Raw genomic sequence first — 18,095 nt, 5'->3', positions numbered from 1 at the left:
TTACCCCTTCTGATCCACCGTCACCGCAGCTTGCAACCGCTTATCCAGTTGCGCAATACCCGGCTGCATCAAGAAAGATGTGATCAGGCGCAGATAGGCCGCCTCCGCATACTTCATCCTTAGCGCCGGATCACGCGCCAAGCGCTCCATCGCATCAGCCAGCGCATCAGGAGCATCACTGCTCAGCACGCCATGCTCTCCGTCTGTGATAAATTCCGGAATGGCTGACACAGGCGTGGACAAGATACATAGCTTTTGACTGGCTGCTTCCATCAAAACATTGGGCAAGCCATCACGGTCTCCATCACCCGCAACGCGGCTGGGCAAAACAAAGACGTCAGATACACGCAAAGCCTCAATCACCTCTGGCTGATCACACGCACCGCGCCAGATGATCCGATCTGCGATACCCAACCGTTCGGCATCTGCCTTCAACGAAGTGCCAAGATCCCCCCCGCCGATGTGCTCCCAGCGCCACTCCAAATCGTTTGGCAAAAGTGAAAGGGCCGTTATCAGACGATCAAAACCTTTCTTTTCAACCAGCCGCCCAACTGACAGAAACCGCACCACACCATCAGCGGCACGCGGTTTTGGCGGCTCAGGGAAGCGGGACAGATCCAAACCGTGGTACACCAATTCGACGCGGCTTTCTTGATCGGCGAGCCCAGCCAAGTGCCGAGCACCCACCCCAGTGCATGTTGCCAGAAACGCCGCCCCATGTGTGGAGGCCTGCAGCTTCTCCCGTTTCTCCCAATCAGGAGAGGTCCAAATGTCTTTCGCATGAGCCGACACAGACCAAGGCAAACCACGTATGATTGCCGCGTATCGCGTCACAGAGGCCGGCGTGTGCATGAAATGCGCATACAGCAGATCAATATCTTTCGGCAATTCATGTGCCAGAACGCAGGCCTGACCGAAACGACGCACACGATTGCGCGTCCCATCGCGCCGCAGATCTTTCAGCCATAACTTAGCCGCACGCCAAAACCTCGGCTTTAGCACGCCCGCCAAAACCCCACGCAAAACGCGCATGGGTTCTTGGTGCAAATATTCTGGCAGATAGTGCACCGGTGCATTCAGCCGGTCATGCAGAGGGTGGCGCTTTTTATCGGTCGGAAACCGCAGCGACCAGAGCGCCATATCGTAGCCCATCTCCTCCAGAGCCACCAATTCCTGCGCGATAAACGTCTCTGAAAGGCGCGGCCATCCTTTGACAACCACTGCCAGCTTCGGTCTTTGTGACTTCATGCGACGCCTTGTGCCTTCGACTTCGTTTTAAGCGCAGAAATGCCCAGCATCGCCAGCGTGCGTTCTGAAACCACATCCAGACCATCCAACAGCCCCGGAACAAACGCATTGCTGGGTTTCGGTTGATCTGGCAATCCGCGAATGGCGGCAATCATCGCCTCTGGTGTAAAGCCATCGCGGTGCTCATCCAACATGCGAACCAAACCCAGCGCCTCGGCGCGGCTTGCGCGGATATGCTGCTCCATACGAGGTCGCGTGCGCGGCACAATAACCACCGGTTTATCGAACGAGAGCACTTCACAAAACGTGTTGTAGCCTCCCATTGATACGATGCCTTGCGCCCCGTCCATCAAAGTCTCCATGCGGCTGTCAAAACCAACCGCATGCACTCGCCCATTCAGTTTCGCCACGCGCGCTTCAAAATCTGCGCGTACTTCCCCCGATAGGAAAGGCCCATAGACAAGCACCGCACGCGGAGAGAGGTCTGGATCTTGCTCATAGGCACAGAGCACAAGATCGACCATACCTGCACCATCTCCACCACCACCGGGCGTGACGAGGATATATGGCTCTTCTGGTGCAGTATCATCGCTGAATGCTTCGCGCTGCAAATAGCCCGTAAAGGTCATGCGTTCGCGAAAACTGTCGGAAAGCTCAAGCCCGGCGGTTGGATCGTAAATTGAGCGCAACCCGTAAACCCAAGTTTCGTCGTAGTACCGCTCTGCCGCCTCAACAGCCCCTTTACGTGCCCACTCAGCGGCAAGCACTTTGGGCTCGTCCAACACGTCGCGCAGGCCCAAGATCAGATGCGCCTTACGCTTCAGTTTCAACCATTCAAGGGCAGGCAACAATTCGCCACGAAAGCCTGTGGGCTCTTTGTCCACAATCAGGATGTCGGGATCAAAGTGCTCAACGGTCGCCTTGATCAGGCCAGCCCGCAACGCCGTGGTTTCGTCGATATGTAAACCGAGGCGTTCGCTTTCATAGTTGCCATCCAAAGTCTTTGTGACACCTGGCAAACGGATGTGGTCTACATTATCTGGGAAGGGGAACCGCCCCGCCACCGGCGAGCCTGTCAAAATCAGCGCAGAGATGCGGCTGTCCGCCTGCGTTATGGCAGTGGCAAGCGCACGAGAGCGGCGCAAATGTCCAAGGCCATATGTGTCGTGGCTGTAAAGCAGCACTCGCGGGGAAGCATTGGCCGCCATTTCACCTGTCATCGAATGCACCTCAGACAAATTTCGCCCCACCTTCATTACAACCGCAAGTCCGACTCGGACTTGGGCAGCACACCTTTGATATCGTAAAGCAATGCCTCGGATTTTCCGAGGTTTCTGATTGCTTTACTTCCCATATCTGTAAACTGGCGATGCGCAACGGCAACGACAACACCGTCATATGCCCCGTTTTCAGGCTTTTGAATAGGTGTGATGCCATATTCAGCATGCACAGCATCTGGATCGACCCACGGATCCCAGACATCCACCGCCACACTGTAGCTCTGCAATTCGTCTACAATGTCTGCGACGCGGGTGTTGCGCGTATCTGCACAGTTTTCCTTAAACGCCAATCCCATCACCAGAACACGCGCGCCCGCAGGATTGGTTCCCTTAGACAACATGCCTTTGATCATTTCCTGCGCCACATGGCGGCCCATGTGATCATTGATCCGTCGCCCTGCCAGAATAACCTCAGGATGATAGCCAAGCTGTTCCGCGCGGAACGTCAGGTAATAGGGATCCACCCCGATACAATGCCCGCCGACCAGACCAGGCTTAAATGGCAAAAAGTTCCATTTGGTGCCGGCGGCCTCAAGCACTTCTAACGTATCCAGCCCCATGCGCGAAAAGATCAACGAAAACTCATTTACGAGCGCGATGTTCAAATCCCGCTGCGTGTTTTCGATCACCTTTGCGGCCTCTGCGGTTTTGATCGAACTGGCTTTGTGCAGCCCAGCTTTGATCACTGGTGCGTAGATCGCCTCAACACGCGAGAGTGTCTCCGCATCCTGTGCGGCTACGACCTTGACCACATTTTCCAGCGTATGTTCCGCATCCCCCGGGTTCACGCGCTCCGGCGAGTAAGCCAGCTTTATGTCTGCACCAACGACAAGTCCGCTTGCACGCGCCAACGCGGGGCCGCAAACCTCTTCGGTGACACCCGGGTAAACCGTGCTTTCCAGCACCACCAGCGCACCCGAAGTGAGGTACGGCGCAATGGTGTCACACGCCCCAAGAACCGGCCCAAGATCAGGGGCTTTCGCGTCTGTGATCGGGGTCGGCACGGACAGGATAAACGCTGTACAGCCTTTGAGCATATCGGGCGCATCGCTGAACACTGCGGACGTCTTTGCCAGCGAGTCTGCTGCGACTTCCCCGTTGGGATCACGTCCTGCCGAAAGCCCTTCAATCAGCTTGGGGTTCGTGTCAAAACCAACAACATCAAATCCTGCACGCGCAAGCCCAAGAGCCAGTGGCAACCCCACATAGCCAAGGCCTAAAACAGCGATTTTCTCTGCTCTTGTAAGGGTCACCTGTGCCCAGTCCTTCCGCTCGCTTGCGCTGCTTACCGTTCGTTTCAGGCGCTACCCTGTTTACCAAAGCTTGTCACGCCCTAACACCTCAGATGCGCGGTTTCGACCGATCGCTTGCGCACACGCGCGATGCCATTTGCGCGAAACGCCACTTAAGGCTAGACCAAAATAGAGACTGATTTGAGGGGCAAGTCCGAAATGTTGCGTCACCTGCTTGCAAGCCTTTGCATGATCCTAATGTTGCCGATTGTGGCCTCGGCACAAACGGCTGCTCTTTTGCCAAGCACTGGTAGCCCTCCGTCTGCGGAAAGCAGTGGCGACGACGCACTCAACAAGCTTATGCAAGAAGCTGCAAACACTGGGGTGCAAGTGATCATCTTGCAACCAGATGGCACCAGCACGCTGGGTGAAACAAACACCGCGAACGACGCTGGCGGCGTCGCCACAGCCACGCAAGAAACAGACGCATTTCTAATGCGCGCTCAGTCAGAAGTGGATCAAGTCCGCAGTATCTTTTTGAAACGCCTGGACGCCCTTCCAGCAGCCATCAACGAAGTGCAGTTCATTTTGCGCGCCTCAAGCCCGGATGGCACCATAATGGCGTTTGTCAGAACACTGTTGTGGTGCTTGGCTTTCTTCTTGGTCGGCGCCCTGGCAGAGCGCAGGATCTATGGTCCGAAAATTGCGGCGCGCTTTGTCGTGCCAATGATCAAACAGAACCCTCAAGGCTATTCAGAAAAACTTCCTTTCCTGCTGGTCCGCTTCGTAGGTGGGCTCATCGGCGTCGCGTTTTCCATGGTTGTAGCCGCAATTATGGGCGTCGTCGTATCCTCGATAATCGGCGGCGAAGAAGACAGCGCCATCCGCTTCACGTTGATTTCGATTTTTGTCGCTTACGGACTTAGCCGTTTGGTCGCCCTTGTCTGGCGCATGATCCTATCGCCCTACCTCGACCAGTATCGCATTCCCAGTTTCTCGTCTCGCGATGCAAAACGCTTACATCGCTGGATGTTCACTTTGGGCGCACTTAACATCTGCACCGCTTTCTTTGGGGAGTGGCTGAAACAGCTGGGCCTGAACTATGATGTTTTTGCGGTTATGACCCTTATGCTGTTGACCGTATTTGCCATCGGAAACTTGGCAATGGTTTTGGTGAACCGCAACGCCATCTCCAATGCCATTCGCAATGGCAAAACAATCGCAGAAGCCAGTTTGCCCGTCCGGCTGATCAGCATACTCTGGGCGCCGGTGTTCATGCTCTACGTGGTCTACGGTTTTACAGAGCAAGCCTTCGACATTGTCCTAGGGAACGAGCTTTCTATTCCGCCGATTGCCGGTGCATATATGATTTTTGCAGCCACAATTGTGGTCTATGCGACCTTCAACTTTGCAATCGAACGCTATTTCGAGCGCGCGCGCAAAGTGCGCGCCGCCAACGAAGCCGCAGAGCGCGCAGAAGCGGAACAAGAGGCCGCAAAGCTGCAAGCAGAAGCGGCGCATCCCCCGATAGAAGGCACCGCACATGAACTCGCCGCACAACCGGCAGAAGCAGATGATATCATTGAGAGTGAAGATACAGACGAAGAACTGCGCGCGTTCAAGCAACACATGCAATCCAGCAGCATACATACCTTTGAGGATCTTGCGCGCCGCGTGGCAGGCATCCTTGCGTTGGTCTCTGGTCTCTATGCAGCACTGACCATTTTCGGTGCAGAAGAGATGATGGCACAGACCAGCGTCTTCGACAAAGCTCTGGATGTGGCCATAATTTGCTTCATTGGCTATATCTTGTTTCACGCCTTTCGCATTTGGGTGGACACCAAAATCCAAGACGAAGCAGGTGAAACCGAAAGTGTTGAACCCGGCGACGAAGGTGGCGCCACTGGAGCAAGCCGTCTGGCAACATTGCTCCCGCTGTTTCGCAGTTTTATCCTCGTCATTATCGTCGTTTCGATCCTCCTGATCGCGCTTCTGGAACTAGGCGTTAACGTCAGCCCACTCTTCGCTGGCGCTGGTGTGATCGGCCTCGCAGTCGGTTTTGGCGCGCAATCCTTGGTGAGGGATATTTTTTCTGGCGCCTTCTTCCTGTTTGACGATGCATTCCGCAAAGGGGAGTACATCGACATTGGCTCTGTCAAAGGAACAGTCGAGAAAATTTCCGTGCGATCTTTCCAACTGCGCCACCATTTGGGCCCTTTGCACACGATCCCATTTGGAGAGATTCAATATCTGACCAACTATTCTCGCGACTGGGTGATTATGAAGCTAAAGCTGCGCGTCACCTACGACACGGATGTCGAGCGTGTGCGCAAACTGGTGAAAAAGCTTGGTATTGAGCTGCTGGATGATCCGGTCATTGGTCACAACTTTATCCAACCGTTGAAATCACAAGGCGTGATTGAAATGCAGGACAGCGCGATGATCATCCGAGTGAAGTTCATGACAAAACCGGGCGATCAATGGCTTGTGCGCAAGAAAGTCTATCAGGAAATTCGCGAACTCTTTGCGCGCGAAGGCATCAAATTTGCGCACCGCGAAGTGACCGTGCGTATTGCTGATGAAGAGAAAGGCGAAGAGCTGACTCCGAAACAACGCGAAGCAGTGGTGGGCGCAGTCGAAGCGGCTATCGATGAGGATGCGTTGGAAGAGGCCTCTGGCGGCGATGATCGCTGATTACGCAACCCAAGGACAATGGGAACAAAAAGACCTTGGGTGCTGCGCAAGGTTTGGCTTTTTCCAAATGTGATCGCGTCCACAATTTGAGGTCCAAACACGTAAAATTTCGCGATTGGCCTCGCGCCACCGTTAACCATTCGCGCCGTCTCTACTTTTAAACAAAGGGTAAACGCGCTAGCAAAAAGGTGGGATTTGTTGCGGACCATGGGATCGGTCTGCGGAGGGGGTGAAATGTCGCCTGAGATTGAGCGCGCCTATGAACTGCTTGAAGTGACACCAGATGTCTCTGACAAAGAGATGCGTTCCGCGTGGCGCAAACTTGTAAGACGGTATCACCCTGATCTTGCGAAAAACGACCCTGAAGAAGCCAGCCTTCGCATGGCTGACATCAATGCAGCATTTGACGCCTTGGCCTATCACCGCTCCAAGATAGAGGCGGAAGAAGAAGCAAAGGTCAGCAGCGCACCATCAAAAAAGCCGCGCCGCTCAAGCAAAACCAGACCCAATAGCCAGACATACACAAAGCGCGAAACGCCAGAAGAGCCACAGGCGGAGCCCGAGGCGCCACCAAAACCCGAAACAAAATGGGATGCGGAAGAACAGACTTTGGTGAATGCAGCGTCTTCCCTCTTTGAGGAAACTCGCCGCAAACTGAGCGCGGCCGCTCGGCGGCCACTCTTTTCTGTCTGCCATTAAAGCTGTCACGAGTTAGCTCAAAGCACTGAGGGTGGTCCGGTACCACCCTCTTTCAGTTTTAGCTTCGGTTCGGATCCATCGCATCCCGCAGGCCATCACCAAAGAAGTTGAACGCCAAAACCACAACTACAATTGGCAACATCGGGATCGCGGTCCAGGGGTAGATTTCAATCGACGCAAGATTTTGCGCGTCATTGAGCATCACTCCCCAGCTCACCGCTGGTGCGCGCAGGCCAAGCCCCAGAAAGCTTAGCGCCGTTTCCCCCAAGATCATTGCAGGAATAGACAATGTCGCGCTTGCAATCAGATGGCTGAGAAAGTTGGGCAAAAGGTGCTTTTTGATCACCCGGCTGGGCTTTGCGCCCATCATCTCCGCCGCTTTGACAAACTCTTCTTCCCGCAAACTCAGGAATTTGGAGCGCACCGCACGGGCCAGCCCGGGCCAGTCCAGAATGCCTAAGATGATCGAGATAATGAAAAACACCGCCACGGGTCCCCAGTGGGAGGGAACTGCTGCGGACAAAGCAAGCCACAAGGGCAACTCCGGCAAACTGCGCAAGATTTCGATCACACGGTTGATGACCCAATCCAGAAAGCCACCAAAGTACCCTGCGATAGAGCCCAAGATGATGCCAATCACAAAAGAAACCGTGATGCCCACAAGACCCACCGTCAGCGAAAGCTGAGCGCCATAGAGGATCCGAGAGAACACATCCCGTCCCAGACGATCAGCCCCAAACAGAAATAGAGTGGCCCCATCAGGTGCGCAAAATAGGTGCGTGTCGGACGGAATGAAGCCTGCGAGCTTGTAGTCAGCCCCTTCACAGAAAAAATCGAGCATCATTGGCGTGTCGGTATCCGGCACATATTTCCAACTGAAGCTTTCCAGATCCATTTCCGCCGTGGTCGGATAAACATGCGGGCCGATGAAACGCCCGTCATGAATGAAATGCATCCGCTGCGGCGGAGCATAGATGTAGTCCTCCAACCGCTCATTGGGCCCGTAAGGCGCGATAAACCCGGCAAAAGGAAGCGAAAAATATGCCAGTAGTAGAAAGATCCCGGAAACCAGCCCCAGCTTGTGTTGCTTAAACCGCAGCCAAAGCAAGCGCGCATTGGACATATCCAATTCCGCACTGCGCGCTTCTGCTGCAGCTTCGGGATTGTACGGCGCCTGGTCGACAAACCGCCCGTCTGGCTGAATGCTCATCGCTCCCGCCCTCCAAATCGAATGCGCGGATCAAGCAGCGCGAGCAACAGATCAGACACCAAAGTGCCGATCAGCGTAAGAAGCGCCACAAACATCAACACAAAGGCTGACAGGAACAGATCCTGAGACTTAAGTGCGGACAACAGGAGCGGCCCAATGGTCTGCAACCCCAGAACCACCGACACCAGAACTGACCCTGACACCAGAGACGGCAATAGCGTGCCGATATCGGCTACAAACGGGTTAAACGCCACACGTAGGGGGTATTTGCTGAGCATCCGTGGTTCACTCATCCCCTTGGCACGCGCCGTTTCCACATATGGTTTTCCAAGCTCATCGAGCAGGTTTGCCCGCAGTCGCTGCATCATGGCGGCCGCACCAGAGGTGCCGATGACGAATGTTGGAATGATCAGGTGAATGAGCACTGACTTCATCTTCTCAAAACTCATCGGTTCACCTTCAAACTGCGGATCCATCAAGCCGCCAATGGGCAGGTTGAGATAGCGGTTGCCATAGTAAAACAGGATCAATGCCAGCAAAAAGTTCGGTGTGGCGAGGCCAAGATAGCCGATGAATGCAGAGGTATAGTCAATCCAAGTTTTGGATTTGGCGGCCGCCAAAACCCCGAGCGGCAGCGCCACAGCATAGATGAAAAGCACCGCAGCAAGATTGACAAGCACTGTCATCCAAAGCGCGCCGCCCACAAGATCGGCCACCGGCTTGTCAAATTCAAAAGACCAGCCAAATTCGCCTTGAAGTAGCCCGGCAAACCCATGCGGCCCCGGCATGAAACCCGCCCAGATCAGGTATTGCTTCCACAACGGCTGATCGAGGGAATATTCCTGCCGGAGGAACTCTGCCTTGGCGATCCCATTGGATTGCCCTGTCGCACGTAATTCATTGATCTGATTAGACAGGTAGTCTCCCGGCGGCAGATTGATGATCACAAACACCAACACCGACACCACCACGAGCGTGGCGAGCATAGTCAGAAACCGGAAAACCGCGAACCGCAGCAGGGCCATTCCGTGCTCCTATTCCACAAAAAAGAATTCATCAGGGCGATGCACCCCGAAATGCGCGCCTGGGGACCAGGCCCAGATGGCCTTGTCGGGCACATTGCGCAAGCGATTGGACACCACGACGGGTTGGGGTGCACCATTCAAAAGACCAATGCCAAAGACATTCTCGGCATGGATATCCACCATCCGTTGCCAGATCACGGCGCGATCCACGCTGGTGTAGGCTTTGGTCCACTGATGCGCCAAATCATTTAGCTCAATGGCCGCCGGCAAATCGGGTGGCTCCCCCACCTCTCCATGAGTCTGGTGATACTGCCCCCACTTCGGCCAAGCCTGAAACGCCTGATCCCACGGTGCAAGATAGCCGGGAGAGGTATAGGTTTGCGGCAATCCATTGTCCCACCCAAACCAGGTCGAGGCCATGGTCTCCCCAGCGTAGACACGGTTGCGCAGAATGTCGCGCTCAAGGGGGCGCATGATAAGTTTCACGCCAATTTCGGCCCAGTTATCGGTGATGATCTGCAGGGCATTTTCCACCTCTTGGCGTTCACCTGCCGTTTCAATCACAACCCAAACAGGCCGCCCGTCTGGCAAGGTGCGGTAGCCGTTTTTGTCACGCTTATCGAGGCCCATTTCATCCAAGAGCGCGTTGGCCTGATCCACATCCCGGATGGCCCATGCATCGCGGTTTTTTTCCTTAAAGAACGGGCTAACCGGCAGCACCGTCATGCCGCCTTGTTTGGCCAAACCGAAATAAAGGCCGCGATTGATGATTTTGCGATTGATGGCCAAAGACAACGCACGGCGGAACCGCACGTCGCGCAATGTTTCACGCCATCCCTCATCATTGTAGTTGAGGTTTGGATAAATCGCGATCTGGCTAGCCGTGCCATTGCCCCACAGCTTGGTAGTATATCCGCCCTGCGCCTCGCCCTTTTTCAAGATCGCTGTGTCTTTGAAATCCAAGCCACGCGCTTGCAGATCCACTTCACCAGCGTTTGCCTTAGCGGCAACGAGCCCCGGCGCGACCACCTGCATCTCGACAACATCAACATAGGGCAGCTGCACACCGTTGCTGTCGACCCGATGGTAATAGGGGTTGCGCACAAACAGAAAGCGGCTCTTCCCATCTTTTGTCGCCAAAATCCACGGCTGCAACGTTGGCAGATCAGGGTTGTCGAATTTATACATGTTGTCTTGGCGATTGTGCAGGGCTGCCCAACTGCGCACCCGCGCCTCATACAGACGTTCACTTAGCTCATCTTCATTCGTGTATTTGGCATGAAATGGCTTCATGAAATGCGCAGGCCGGTAAATGAAAGGTGGCCGCGCCTCAGCGAGCATCTGTAAAAACTGCGGATTGGGTTTGGACCACTCATAGATGACAGTGTGCGCATCCGGGAACGTCACTTTAGGCAGTTCGCCCTCAACACGCAGAAAGTCGACAGGTCCTGAAGGAGACAACAATTCGTTGTTGGCAACATCTTCCCACCAGTATCGGAAGTCTTCTGACGTAAACGGATGCCCATCTGACCACTTGTGCCCGGGGCGCAGACGCATTGTAAATTTTTTGTCGCTCTCGTTGTCTATTCCCGCAAGGAGATCCGGCACAAGTTCGTAGCGCTCATTGTAGCCCACGAGCCGCGCATAGCCATACACCACCATCTGGCGCACATCTTTGGAGCGCGTGACCATGGTGCGCAGTGTCCCACCCTGTTCGCCAAATTCGCGGCTTCGCAGCGACATATCGACAATTTCCGGCACCTCTGGAATCCGCTCTGCAACGGGCGGCAACGTCCCAGAGGCAACATCGGATTGCCAGAACATGCTTTCCTGAACCTCCAGAGCATGCGCTTGGCCCACTCCAAACGCGGAACAGGCCGCAAAAACGAGAGCTGTCAGAGGTCTTTTAAGCATGGTAACGCACCTTGTGTCCGGGCTCAGTCTCTCTCAATGGCGGTGCATTTACACCGTCAAATCTGAAGGCATCAGGCCAACTGGAAGGCGCCCCCGCCCCCTGTGCCACGATCTTGAGGTTGATGGGGCGTGCAATATCGGGCTCAGGCTGAGCTGCAATCAACGCCTTCGTATAGGGATGCTGCGGATTATAAAACAACTGCTCTGGTGGCCCTTGTTCGACCACCAAGCCAGCGCGCATCACAGCGACCTCATCCGCAATCCGCGCAACAACCGCGAGGTCATGACTGATGAACAAATAACTGAGATTGAGCCGATCTCGAATGTCTTCCAGCAGACCCAGAACCTGCTCTTGAACGGATACATCCAACGCTGAGGTGGGCTCATCACAAACGAGGAATGTCGGATCAAGCATCAAGGCCCGCGCAATCGAAAGCCTCTGTCGCTGCCCGCCCGAAAACGCGTGTGGATAGCGGGTCAGCATGTTTTCATTCAGCCCGACCCATCGCAGAATTTCAACGGCACGGTCAATACGCTCAGACGCGCTACCGATGCCATGAATTTCAAGCGGTTCGCACAATGCGTCTTTCACCCTCATGCGAGGATTGAGCGTGCTGTAGGGGTCTTGAAACACCATCTGCGCCTGACGCTGAAAAGCCAGCCGTTCCGCGCGATTCAGGTCCTGCAAATTGACGGGCTCAGCGCCCGGCTCAGCGCGAAATAGGATGGACGCTCCAGAATCAGCACGCTCCGCACCAAGCGCCATACGCGCACAGGTGGTTTTGCCAGACCCAGACTCCCCTACAACGGCCAGCGTTTTGCCGCGCTCGACGCCAAAGTCCACACCGCGCACCGCATTCACGACAGATTTTGCACCCCACGGAGAAGACGCCTTAAGCTCGTAAGTCTTGTTCACATCCCGCATCTCAAGGATGTAGTCACGTTCATCCTCTTTTGGCCGATCCGCTGGAGTGGCAGGAATTTCAGGCGCAGCTGCCATCAAGTCTTTGGTGTAGGGATGATGTGGGTCGCGCAAAATCAACGGCGCTGGCCCAGATTCCATCACGCGGCCACGGTTCATCACAACCACGTCGTCCGCCATATTTGCTACAACACCCAGATCATGCGTCACCAAAATCACGCCCATGCCGGTTTCGGCTTGCAGATCTTTGATCAACCCCAAAACCTGCGCCTGCGTTGTCACATCCAGTGCGGTTGTGGGCTCATCTGCAATCAACAGATCGGGACGCCCCACCATCGCCATCGCAATCATAGCGCGCTGACGCATCCCCCCGGAAAGTTCAAACGGATAAGAGTCATACACGCGTTCTGGATTGGGAAACCCAACACGGTCAAATTGCTCCAAAACCAATTTCTTACGCTGCGCTGCGTCGAAATTATGGTGCAACTTCAAGGCTTCTGAGACCTGATTGCCTATGCGGTGCAACGGCGACAGAGAGCGCATCGGCTCCTGAAAAATCATCGAAATGCGATTGCCGCGAATGCTGCGCATCTTCCGTTCGCTCAGCGAGGTTATATCGATCGGCGTCGCACTATCGCGCCCGAAAAACTCGATCTGGCCCCCGCGAAGTTGCGCAGCGGGCGGCAATATCCGCAACGCAGCTCGACAACTCAGCGTCTTGCCAGATCCACTCTCCCCAACCAGCGCAAGCGTTTTCCCGGGAGCCACCGAAAAGCTGACATCATCCACCACCGGCTTGGCCTTTTCAAAGCCAATAACCAGATTTTTCACAGTCAATAGTGCTGTCACAGCAGAAGTCCCCAACCACGCTTTTTTGGATCCACCTTGCGGCGGTGCGTTTGTGTCAACTGAACATGATTATTTTGGTTGGAGCAAGCTCCTAGGGACATGAATGGCGCAGGTTCTGCACAAAAGACGTTCACCAAGCCACACAGGCGCAAAAGCCACACCCTGAAAGAAATAGGAGCTTGCATTGTGCTGGACCGAATGCCACGAAGCAGTCATATTGCAATTCCGCAAATGATGCATCGCACACAGCGCGCCCTTGGATCGCTGAAAAAATCGAATAAATGACAACGCAGCACAGGCTGCGGAGACTTGTATGAAAACTGAAGACTCTAGCTTCCTGTCCTTTGCAGAACGCCGTTTTCGCCTAAGCGGCCGCGCACTGATCGAAAACGGGCATCCATACTTTGTTGCAACCGACGGGCTGGAAGCAAAGTCTGACCAATGGCCAAATGGCTACCTATCGCTGTCTCACTACGATTATCTCGGCCTGATGCATCATCCTGAAACCACGGCTGCCGCAAAAGCTGCAATCGATGCACAAGGCACGGGCGTGGGAGCCTCGAGACTGGTAGGCGGTGAACGGCTTGCCCACCGAGCCCTCGAGCGGGACATGGCTGAGTTTTTGGGCGTCGGCGGGGTGCTTTCGATCATTTCCGGCTACCTCACCAATGTATCGGTGATTGGCCTGCTGTTGGGGCCGCGCGATCTGGTCATCGTTGATGAACTCGCCCACAACTCGATTGTGATGGGCGCGCGCGGAGCAAAAGCACGATACGAAACCTACGCGCACAATGACCTAGACGATCTGGAGCGTGTTTTACGCGAACATCGCGCAGAGCATGGCCGCGTGCTGATCTGCACTGACGGTCTGTTCTCCATGGATGGTGACATCACAGATCTGCCGCGATTGCTGGATTTGAAAGACTCCTACGACGCATGGCTTCTGCTGGACGAAGCGCATTCCTACGGCGTGCTTGGCGAAACAGGCCGCGGTCTTTGCGAACACTTCGGCGAAGATCCAAACCGAGTAGAAATTGCCATCGGGACACTGTCAAAAAGTTTTGCGTCTTCCGGCGGGTTCATCGCCGCTAACGCCGATGTTATCGAATGGTTGCGCTTTTGTTTGCCTGGCTTTGTGTATTCCGTTGGATTGCCGCCCGCTACAGTTGCAAGCGCACACACCGCGTTGGATATCCTAAAAAAGGAACCCAGCCGCGTTGCCAAGCTGCGCGCCAATTCGCGCCACTTCCTGACCAAAGCTGCAGAAATGGGATTGGACACCGGCACCGCCATTGGCGAAGCGGTTGTCCCCATCCTGTTTGAAACACCAGAAGAATGTGTTTTTGTTGCAGAGGCGCTCATGCAGCAAGGCATATATGCACCGCCAGTCGTGCATGTGGGTGTGCCCAAAGACATGCCGCGTATCCGCTTCTTTATTTCTGCGGCCCACAGCGAAGCTGATCTGGACCGGGTGATTGACGCAGTCGCCAAGGCATCTGAAGCGGCTGCGGCCCTTCGGCAGCGTATGAGCGCGGAATAAGCCAATGCTCCTGACTGCTCAAAAGGGCTTTCAGGGCAATTCCCTGAGTAATCGCAGCAGGTCTCTGTTTGTGGTTTTCTGGTGTTTGGTTCTCGCCTTTAACTTCGGACTTACAGCAACGGACGCAGACGCCAAACCGCAACTAGCGCTTGTTTCTTCTGAGGTGAGCGAAGACTTACCTTTGGCGCATCCAGATTTCCCGCACCCTGCCGAACCGGGGCAGCTGTTTTTTTTGCAGCGCAGTATGAATGCCAACACAATCGTCTACACGGCAACTTACGATGATGACGGGAATCTGGCACAGCGCGCACCCGTGTCCGTGTTCTGGCGACGCTACGCTGACGCAGGGCAAACAATGCAACTGCGTTGGTACGAGCGCATCTTTGGATTTGGTGTGCGTACACATGCGCACGACACTCCGACGTCCAAATATCTGGCGTTTAACGCACTGAAATCGCACAAGATCGAACTGCGCCAGCTTGCCCCGTTTAAAGCTGCGCTGTTTACCGAACAGGACGGACGCGAATATCAGTTGATCTACGGATACCTCGACGTCGACGAAAGCGGACTTTTGCCGAAAGTCACGCAGCTGCATCTTTATTCAACCGACCCCCAAACAGGGCGTTATGTGACCCATACTATTGCCGTTTCCGGTGGAGCTTTCAAAGAATGACACAAGCAACTTCCTCTCCGATCCGCACCGTGATTGTTGGTGTTGGCAACTGCGCCAGCTCGCTGATTCAAGGTGTTTCCTATTGCCGCGCTCTGGGAGACGACGCCGTGGGCGTAAGCTTCCCAGATCTGGCAGGCTATACGCCTGCAGATGTCGAACTCGTCGCAGGTTTTGATGTGGACAGCCGCAAAGTTGGCAAAACTCTTGCCGAAGCCGCCTTTGCCGCTCCAAACTGCACCGAACAGTTCCACACGGATCTCGCAGACCAGACCGCGCCAGTGCTGCGCGGCCCTGATCTGGATGGTGTGGCCGCTCATATGCTTGCCAACCCAGAAGACCGCAGCTTCCGCCTGTCTGCTGAGGAAGCGATGAGCAAAGACGAGATCGTGTCCAAGCTGAAAGAGCTTGAAGCAGAGATCATGATCATCTTCCTGCCGGTTGGCTCGCAAAAGGCGGTTGAATTCTACGTCGAATGCGCGCTCGAAGCAGGTGTGGCCGTGGTAAATGGCATCCCTGTTTTCATCGCGTCCCACCCTGTATGGGCCGACAAATTCCGCACAGCAGGCATCCCAATTCTGGGCGACGATTTCAAAGCACAGATGGGCGCAACCGTCCTGCACCGCACGCTGGCCAATCTCGCCGAAATGCGCGGCGTTGAGATCGACCGCACCTACCAGCTCAACGTGGGCGGCAACACAGACTTCCTCAACATGAGCGAAAACGCCCGCCTGGCCAACAAGCGGGAAAGCAAAACCGAAGCGGTGCAATCCGCGATGGAAGAGCGCCTGCATGAAAATGACATCCGCATCGGCCCATCAGATTACGTGCCATGGCTGAACGACCGCAAGGTTGCTTACGTCCGCCTTGAAGGCCGCCTCTTTGGTGGCGCACGCACCAACATCGAGGTGCGCCTTGATGTCGAAGACAGCCCAAATGCAGCGGCTGAAGCGCTGGTGGCGATCCGTCTGGCACGTATCGCGCGGGATCGCGGCCTTGCTGGCCCCATCACCGAGGCAAGCGCCTTCCTGTTTAAGCATCCCCCAGAGCAGATCGAAGACACCGACGCACATGATGTTGTGCTGAAGTTTGTCAACGAGGGCAGCTGATGCGCGCCGCCTTTGTCACAGGCGGCTCCAGCGGCATTGGGTTTGCCGCTGCGATGCAACTTGCGATAAAGGGGCATGATCTGGCTCTTTTCGCGCGTGATGCCAGCCGTCTGCTGGCCGCGCGCGAGGCAATCTTACAAGAAGCACCAGCGGTCAAAATCGAGACGTATGCGGTCGATGTGGCCAATGAACCTGCACTGACTGAAGCTCTTGAAAACGCGCTTTCCAAACTCGGCGCACCAGAAATGGCCATAGCCAGCGCCGGCATTGCCCAACCGGGCCTGTTTCGTGCGCAAAGCCCGGATCTGCACCGGCGCCATATGGAGGTGAACTATTTTGGCACCCTCACCTTTGTCCAGATACTCAGCAAACCCATGGCTCAGGCAGGCGGAGGCCATATTGGCCTGATTTCTTCAGGTGCTGCGTTTTTTGGCATCTATGGCTACGGGTCCTATGCACCCTCGAAATTCGCTTTGCGAGGGCTCGGTGAAATCCTGCACCTGGAACTGGCGGACGCCAACATCACCACTACGGTGATATATCCCCCCGACACAGACACCCCCCAATTGCTGGAAGAAAAGCGCACCAAACCCGCCGCCACACAAAAAATCACCGAGGGCGGTGGCCTTTGGCAGCCCGAGGATATTGCCGCACGCCTTATCGCGGGCATGTGGGCAGGTCGCCCCACAGTGGCGCCTGGCTTTCAGATGGCAGCGCTCAACCGGCTTGGCAGTCTGCTGGCACCGCTTCTGCGCTGGCACCAAAAACGCATTATTTCGCAACACAACACGCAATGACCACGCCCACCGTACAAGACATTTCTATGGTTGCTGCGGTCCTGATCGGGACCGGTTTTTTGCTCCTCCTGCTGCTGACGCTGATCCCCAATATTCGTCGCAAAAGCCTCGATTTGTTGGCCACGTTATTCAGCGCCACACTGATCCTATTCTGCCATCTGGCGCTTTTTCTTTTGGGGCCAAAAGCCCTGATTGCAGGTCTCGCACTCGCCGCTGCCCGCATTGGTTACGAAGTCGCAACCTTACGCTTGTCAGAACAAACCCATGTGATCCTGGCCGCGATCTCTGCCGCTGGTCTGACAGTGCTCAGTGCACTCTTTGCCCCAGTGGCCATTGCCTGTGCAGGTCTTTGGTTTCTTCTTATTGCGCGTCAATTGATGGCACGACCCGCGAAAGGCGCGGCCACTGACGTACTGCTCTTTCCAATCCTGCCATTGGGTCTGCTCGCATATGGCGCGGCGCATCCAGCGCTGACCGCTATTATGCTTGCGGCCTACGTAATGGTTGAAATCTTTGACAGTTTCGCGCTGCTCACCGGCAGCTTGCTCGGGCGAAACAAGGCCTTCCCGGTCCTCAGCCCGAACAAAACCTACGAAGGCCTCGCAGGCGGCGCCCTCGCCCTTGTCATCGCGCTGGTAACAGCATCCTCAGTCTGGGATTTTTCACCCCTCATTGCGACAGCGACGGCATTCTATGTAGGCGCGCTTGCGGTGGCGGGCGATCTCGCAGCCTCCCGCCACAAACGCATCGCTGGGGTGAAAGATTACCCTCGCGTTCTCGCACGGCAGGGTGGTCTCTTAGACAGTCTCGACAGCTGGATCGCGGCCAGCGCCGGGCTCGTGGTTGTCCATTTCCTCACCCAATTGTGGTGAACGCCTTGCCTACGGCTCCTCAGATGTCAAAACT

Annotated in this window: 14 protein-coding genes; 7 read left to right on the top strand and 7 right to left on the bottom strand. The window is 55.3% G+C overall.

The features are described 5' to 3' along the window. From J7413_RS09990 to J7413_RS09980, 3 genes are read right to left on the bottom strand one after another with little or no spacing between them, the layout of a single operon-like run. Window positions 1-1,248 carry a glycosyltransferase family 4 protein gene (locus tag J7413_RS09990; protein WP_209097932.1) on the bottom strand — a complete coding sequence of 416 codons (1,248 nt, stop codon included), beginning with the start codon at window positions 1,246-1,248 and terminating at the stop codon, window positions 1-3. Then, entirely contained in the window at window positions 1,245-2,468 is a 1,224-nt protein-coding gene (locus J7413_RS09985) for a glycosyltransferase (RefSeq protein ID WP_247743438.1), read from the bottom strand. The genes J7413_RS09990 and J7413_RS09985 overlap by 4 nt, the downstream gene beginning before the upstream one ends. Before the next feature lie 35 nt (window positions 2,469-2,503). Beyond that, window positions 2,504-3,781 (bottom strand): nucleotide sugar dehydrogenase, encoded by a 1,278-nt coding sequence (locus tag J7413_RS09980; protein WP_209097930.1) that lies wholly within the window; start codon window positions 3,779-3,781, stop codon window positions 2,504-2,506. A 198-nt stretch (window positions 3,782-3,979) separates the two neighbouring features. Between J7413_RS09980 and J7413_RS09975 the strand changes: the two genes are divergently transcribed. Together J7413_RS09975 and J7413_RS09970 are read left to right on the top strand one after the other, a co-directional pair. Next, a complete protein-coding gene (locus J7413_RS09975; protein WP_209097929.1) occupies window positions 3,980-6,454 on the top strand; it encodes a mechanosensitive ion channel family protein in 2,475 nt (824 codons plus the stop codon). A gap of 234 nt (window positions 6,455-6,688) precedes the next feature. Further along, on the top strand, window positions 6,689-7,153 hold the full coding sequence (locus J7413_RS09970; RefSeq protein WP_209097928.1) for a J domain-containing protein: 465 nt from the start codon (window positions 6,689-6,691) through the stop codon (window positions 7,151-7,153). 58 nt (window positions 7,154-7,211) lie between these two features. On the opposite strand, the gene J7413_RS09965 is transcribed toward J7413_RS09970, so the two are convergent. The 4 genes from J7413_RS09965 to J7413_RS09950 are packed head-to-tail and all read right to left on the bottom strand — an operon-like array spanning window position 7,212 to window position 13,073. Further along, the gene (locus J7413_RS09965; protein ID WP_209097927.1) at window positions 7,212-8,363 is read right to left on the bottom strand and encodes an ABC transporter permease; all 1,152 of its coding nucleotides are present in this window, start codon (window positions 8,361-8,363) and stop codon (window positions 7,212-7,214) included. Next, window positions 8,360-9,388, bottom strand: coding sequence for an ABC transporter permease (locus J7413_RS09960; RefSeq protein ID WP_209097926.1), 1,029 nt, complete (start codon window positions 9,386-9,388; stop codon window positions 8,360-8,362). The genes J7413_RS09965 and J7413_RS09960 overlap by 4 nt, the downstream gene beginning before the upstream one ends. A gap of 9 nt (window positions 9,389-9,397) precedes the next feature. Further along, entirely contained in the window at window positions 9,398-11,302 is a 1,905-nt protein-coding gene (locus J7413_RS09955) for an ABC transporter substrate-binding protein (RefSeq protein WP_209097925.1), read from the bottom strand. Next, window positions 11,295-13,073, bottom strand: coding sequence for an ABC transporter ATP-binding protein (locus J7413_RS09950; RefSeq protein ID WP_209097924.1), 1,779 nt, complete (start codon window positions 13,071-13,073; stop codon window positions 11,295-11,297). The genes J7413_RS09955 and J7413_RS09950 overlap by 8 nt, the downstream gene beginning before the upstream one ends. A gap of 313 nt (window positions 13,074-13,386) precedes the next feature. Between J7413_RS09950 and J7413_RS09945 the strand changes: the two genes are divergently transcribed. Genes J7413_RS09945 through J7413_RS09925 form a run of 5 tightly spaced genes read left to right on the top strand, consistent with a single transcriptional unit; the run spans window position 13,387 to window position 18,061 of the window. Then, window positions 13,387-14,613: an aminotransferase class I/II-fold pyridoxal phosphate-dependent enzyme gene (locus tag J7413_RS09945; protein ID WP_209097923.1), complete on the top strand. Its 1,227-nt coding sequence runs from the start codon at window positions 13,387-13,389 to the stop codon at window positions 14,611-14,613. 4 nt (window positions 14,614-14,617) lie between these two features. Further along, a complete protein-coding gene (locus tag J7413_RS09940) occupies window positions 14,618-15,286 on the top strand; it encodes a DUF4833 domain-containing protein (protein WP_209097922.1) in 669 nt (222 codons plus the stop codon). Beyond that, window positions 15,283-16,392, top strand: a complete 1,110-nt coding sequence (locus J7413_RS09935; protein ID WP_209097921.1) for an inositol-3-phosphate synthase — start codon at window positions 15,283-15,285, stop codon at window positions 16,390-16,392. The genes J7413_RS09940 and J7413_RS09935 overlap by 4 nt, the downstream gene beginning before the upstream one ends. Continuing rightward, complete coding sequence (locus J7413_RS09930; RefSeq protein WP_209097920.1) at window positions 16,392-17,189, top strand: SDR family oxidoreductase; 798 nt, start codon at window positions 16,392-16,394, stop codon at window positions 17,187-17,189. The genes J7413_RS09935 and J7413_RS09930 overlap by 1 nt, the downstream gene beginning before the upstream one ends. After that, entirely contained in the window at window positions 17,186-18,061 is an 876-nt protein-coding gene (locus J7413_RS09925; RefSeq protein WP_209097919.1) for a phosphatidate cytidylyltransferase, read from the top strand. The genes J7413_RS09930 and J7413_RS09925 overlap by 4 nt, the downstream gene beginning before the upstream one ends. Window positions 18,062-18,095 lie beyond the last annotated feature (34 nt).

It is taken from the genome of Shimia sp. R10_1, assembly GCF_017744095.1.
Lineage (GTDB): Bacteria > Pseudomonadota > Alphaproteobacteria > Rhodobacterales > Rhodobacteraceae > Shimia.
The sequence above is the reverse complement of the archived record's forward strand: the minus strand, read 5'-3'. Positions and strand labels throughout refer to the sequence as shown.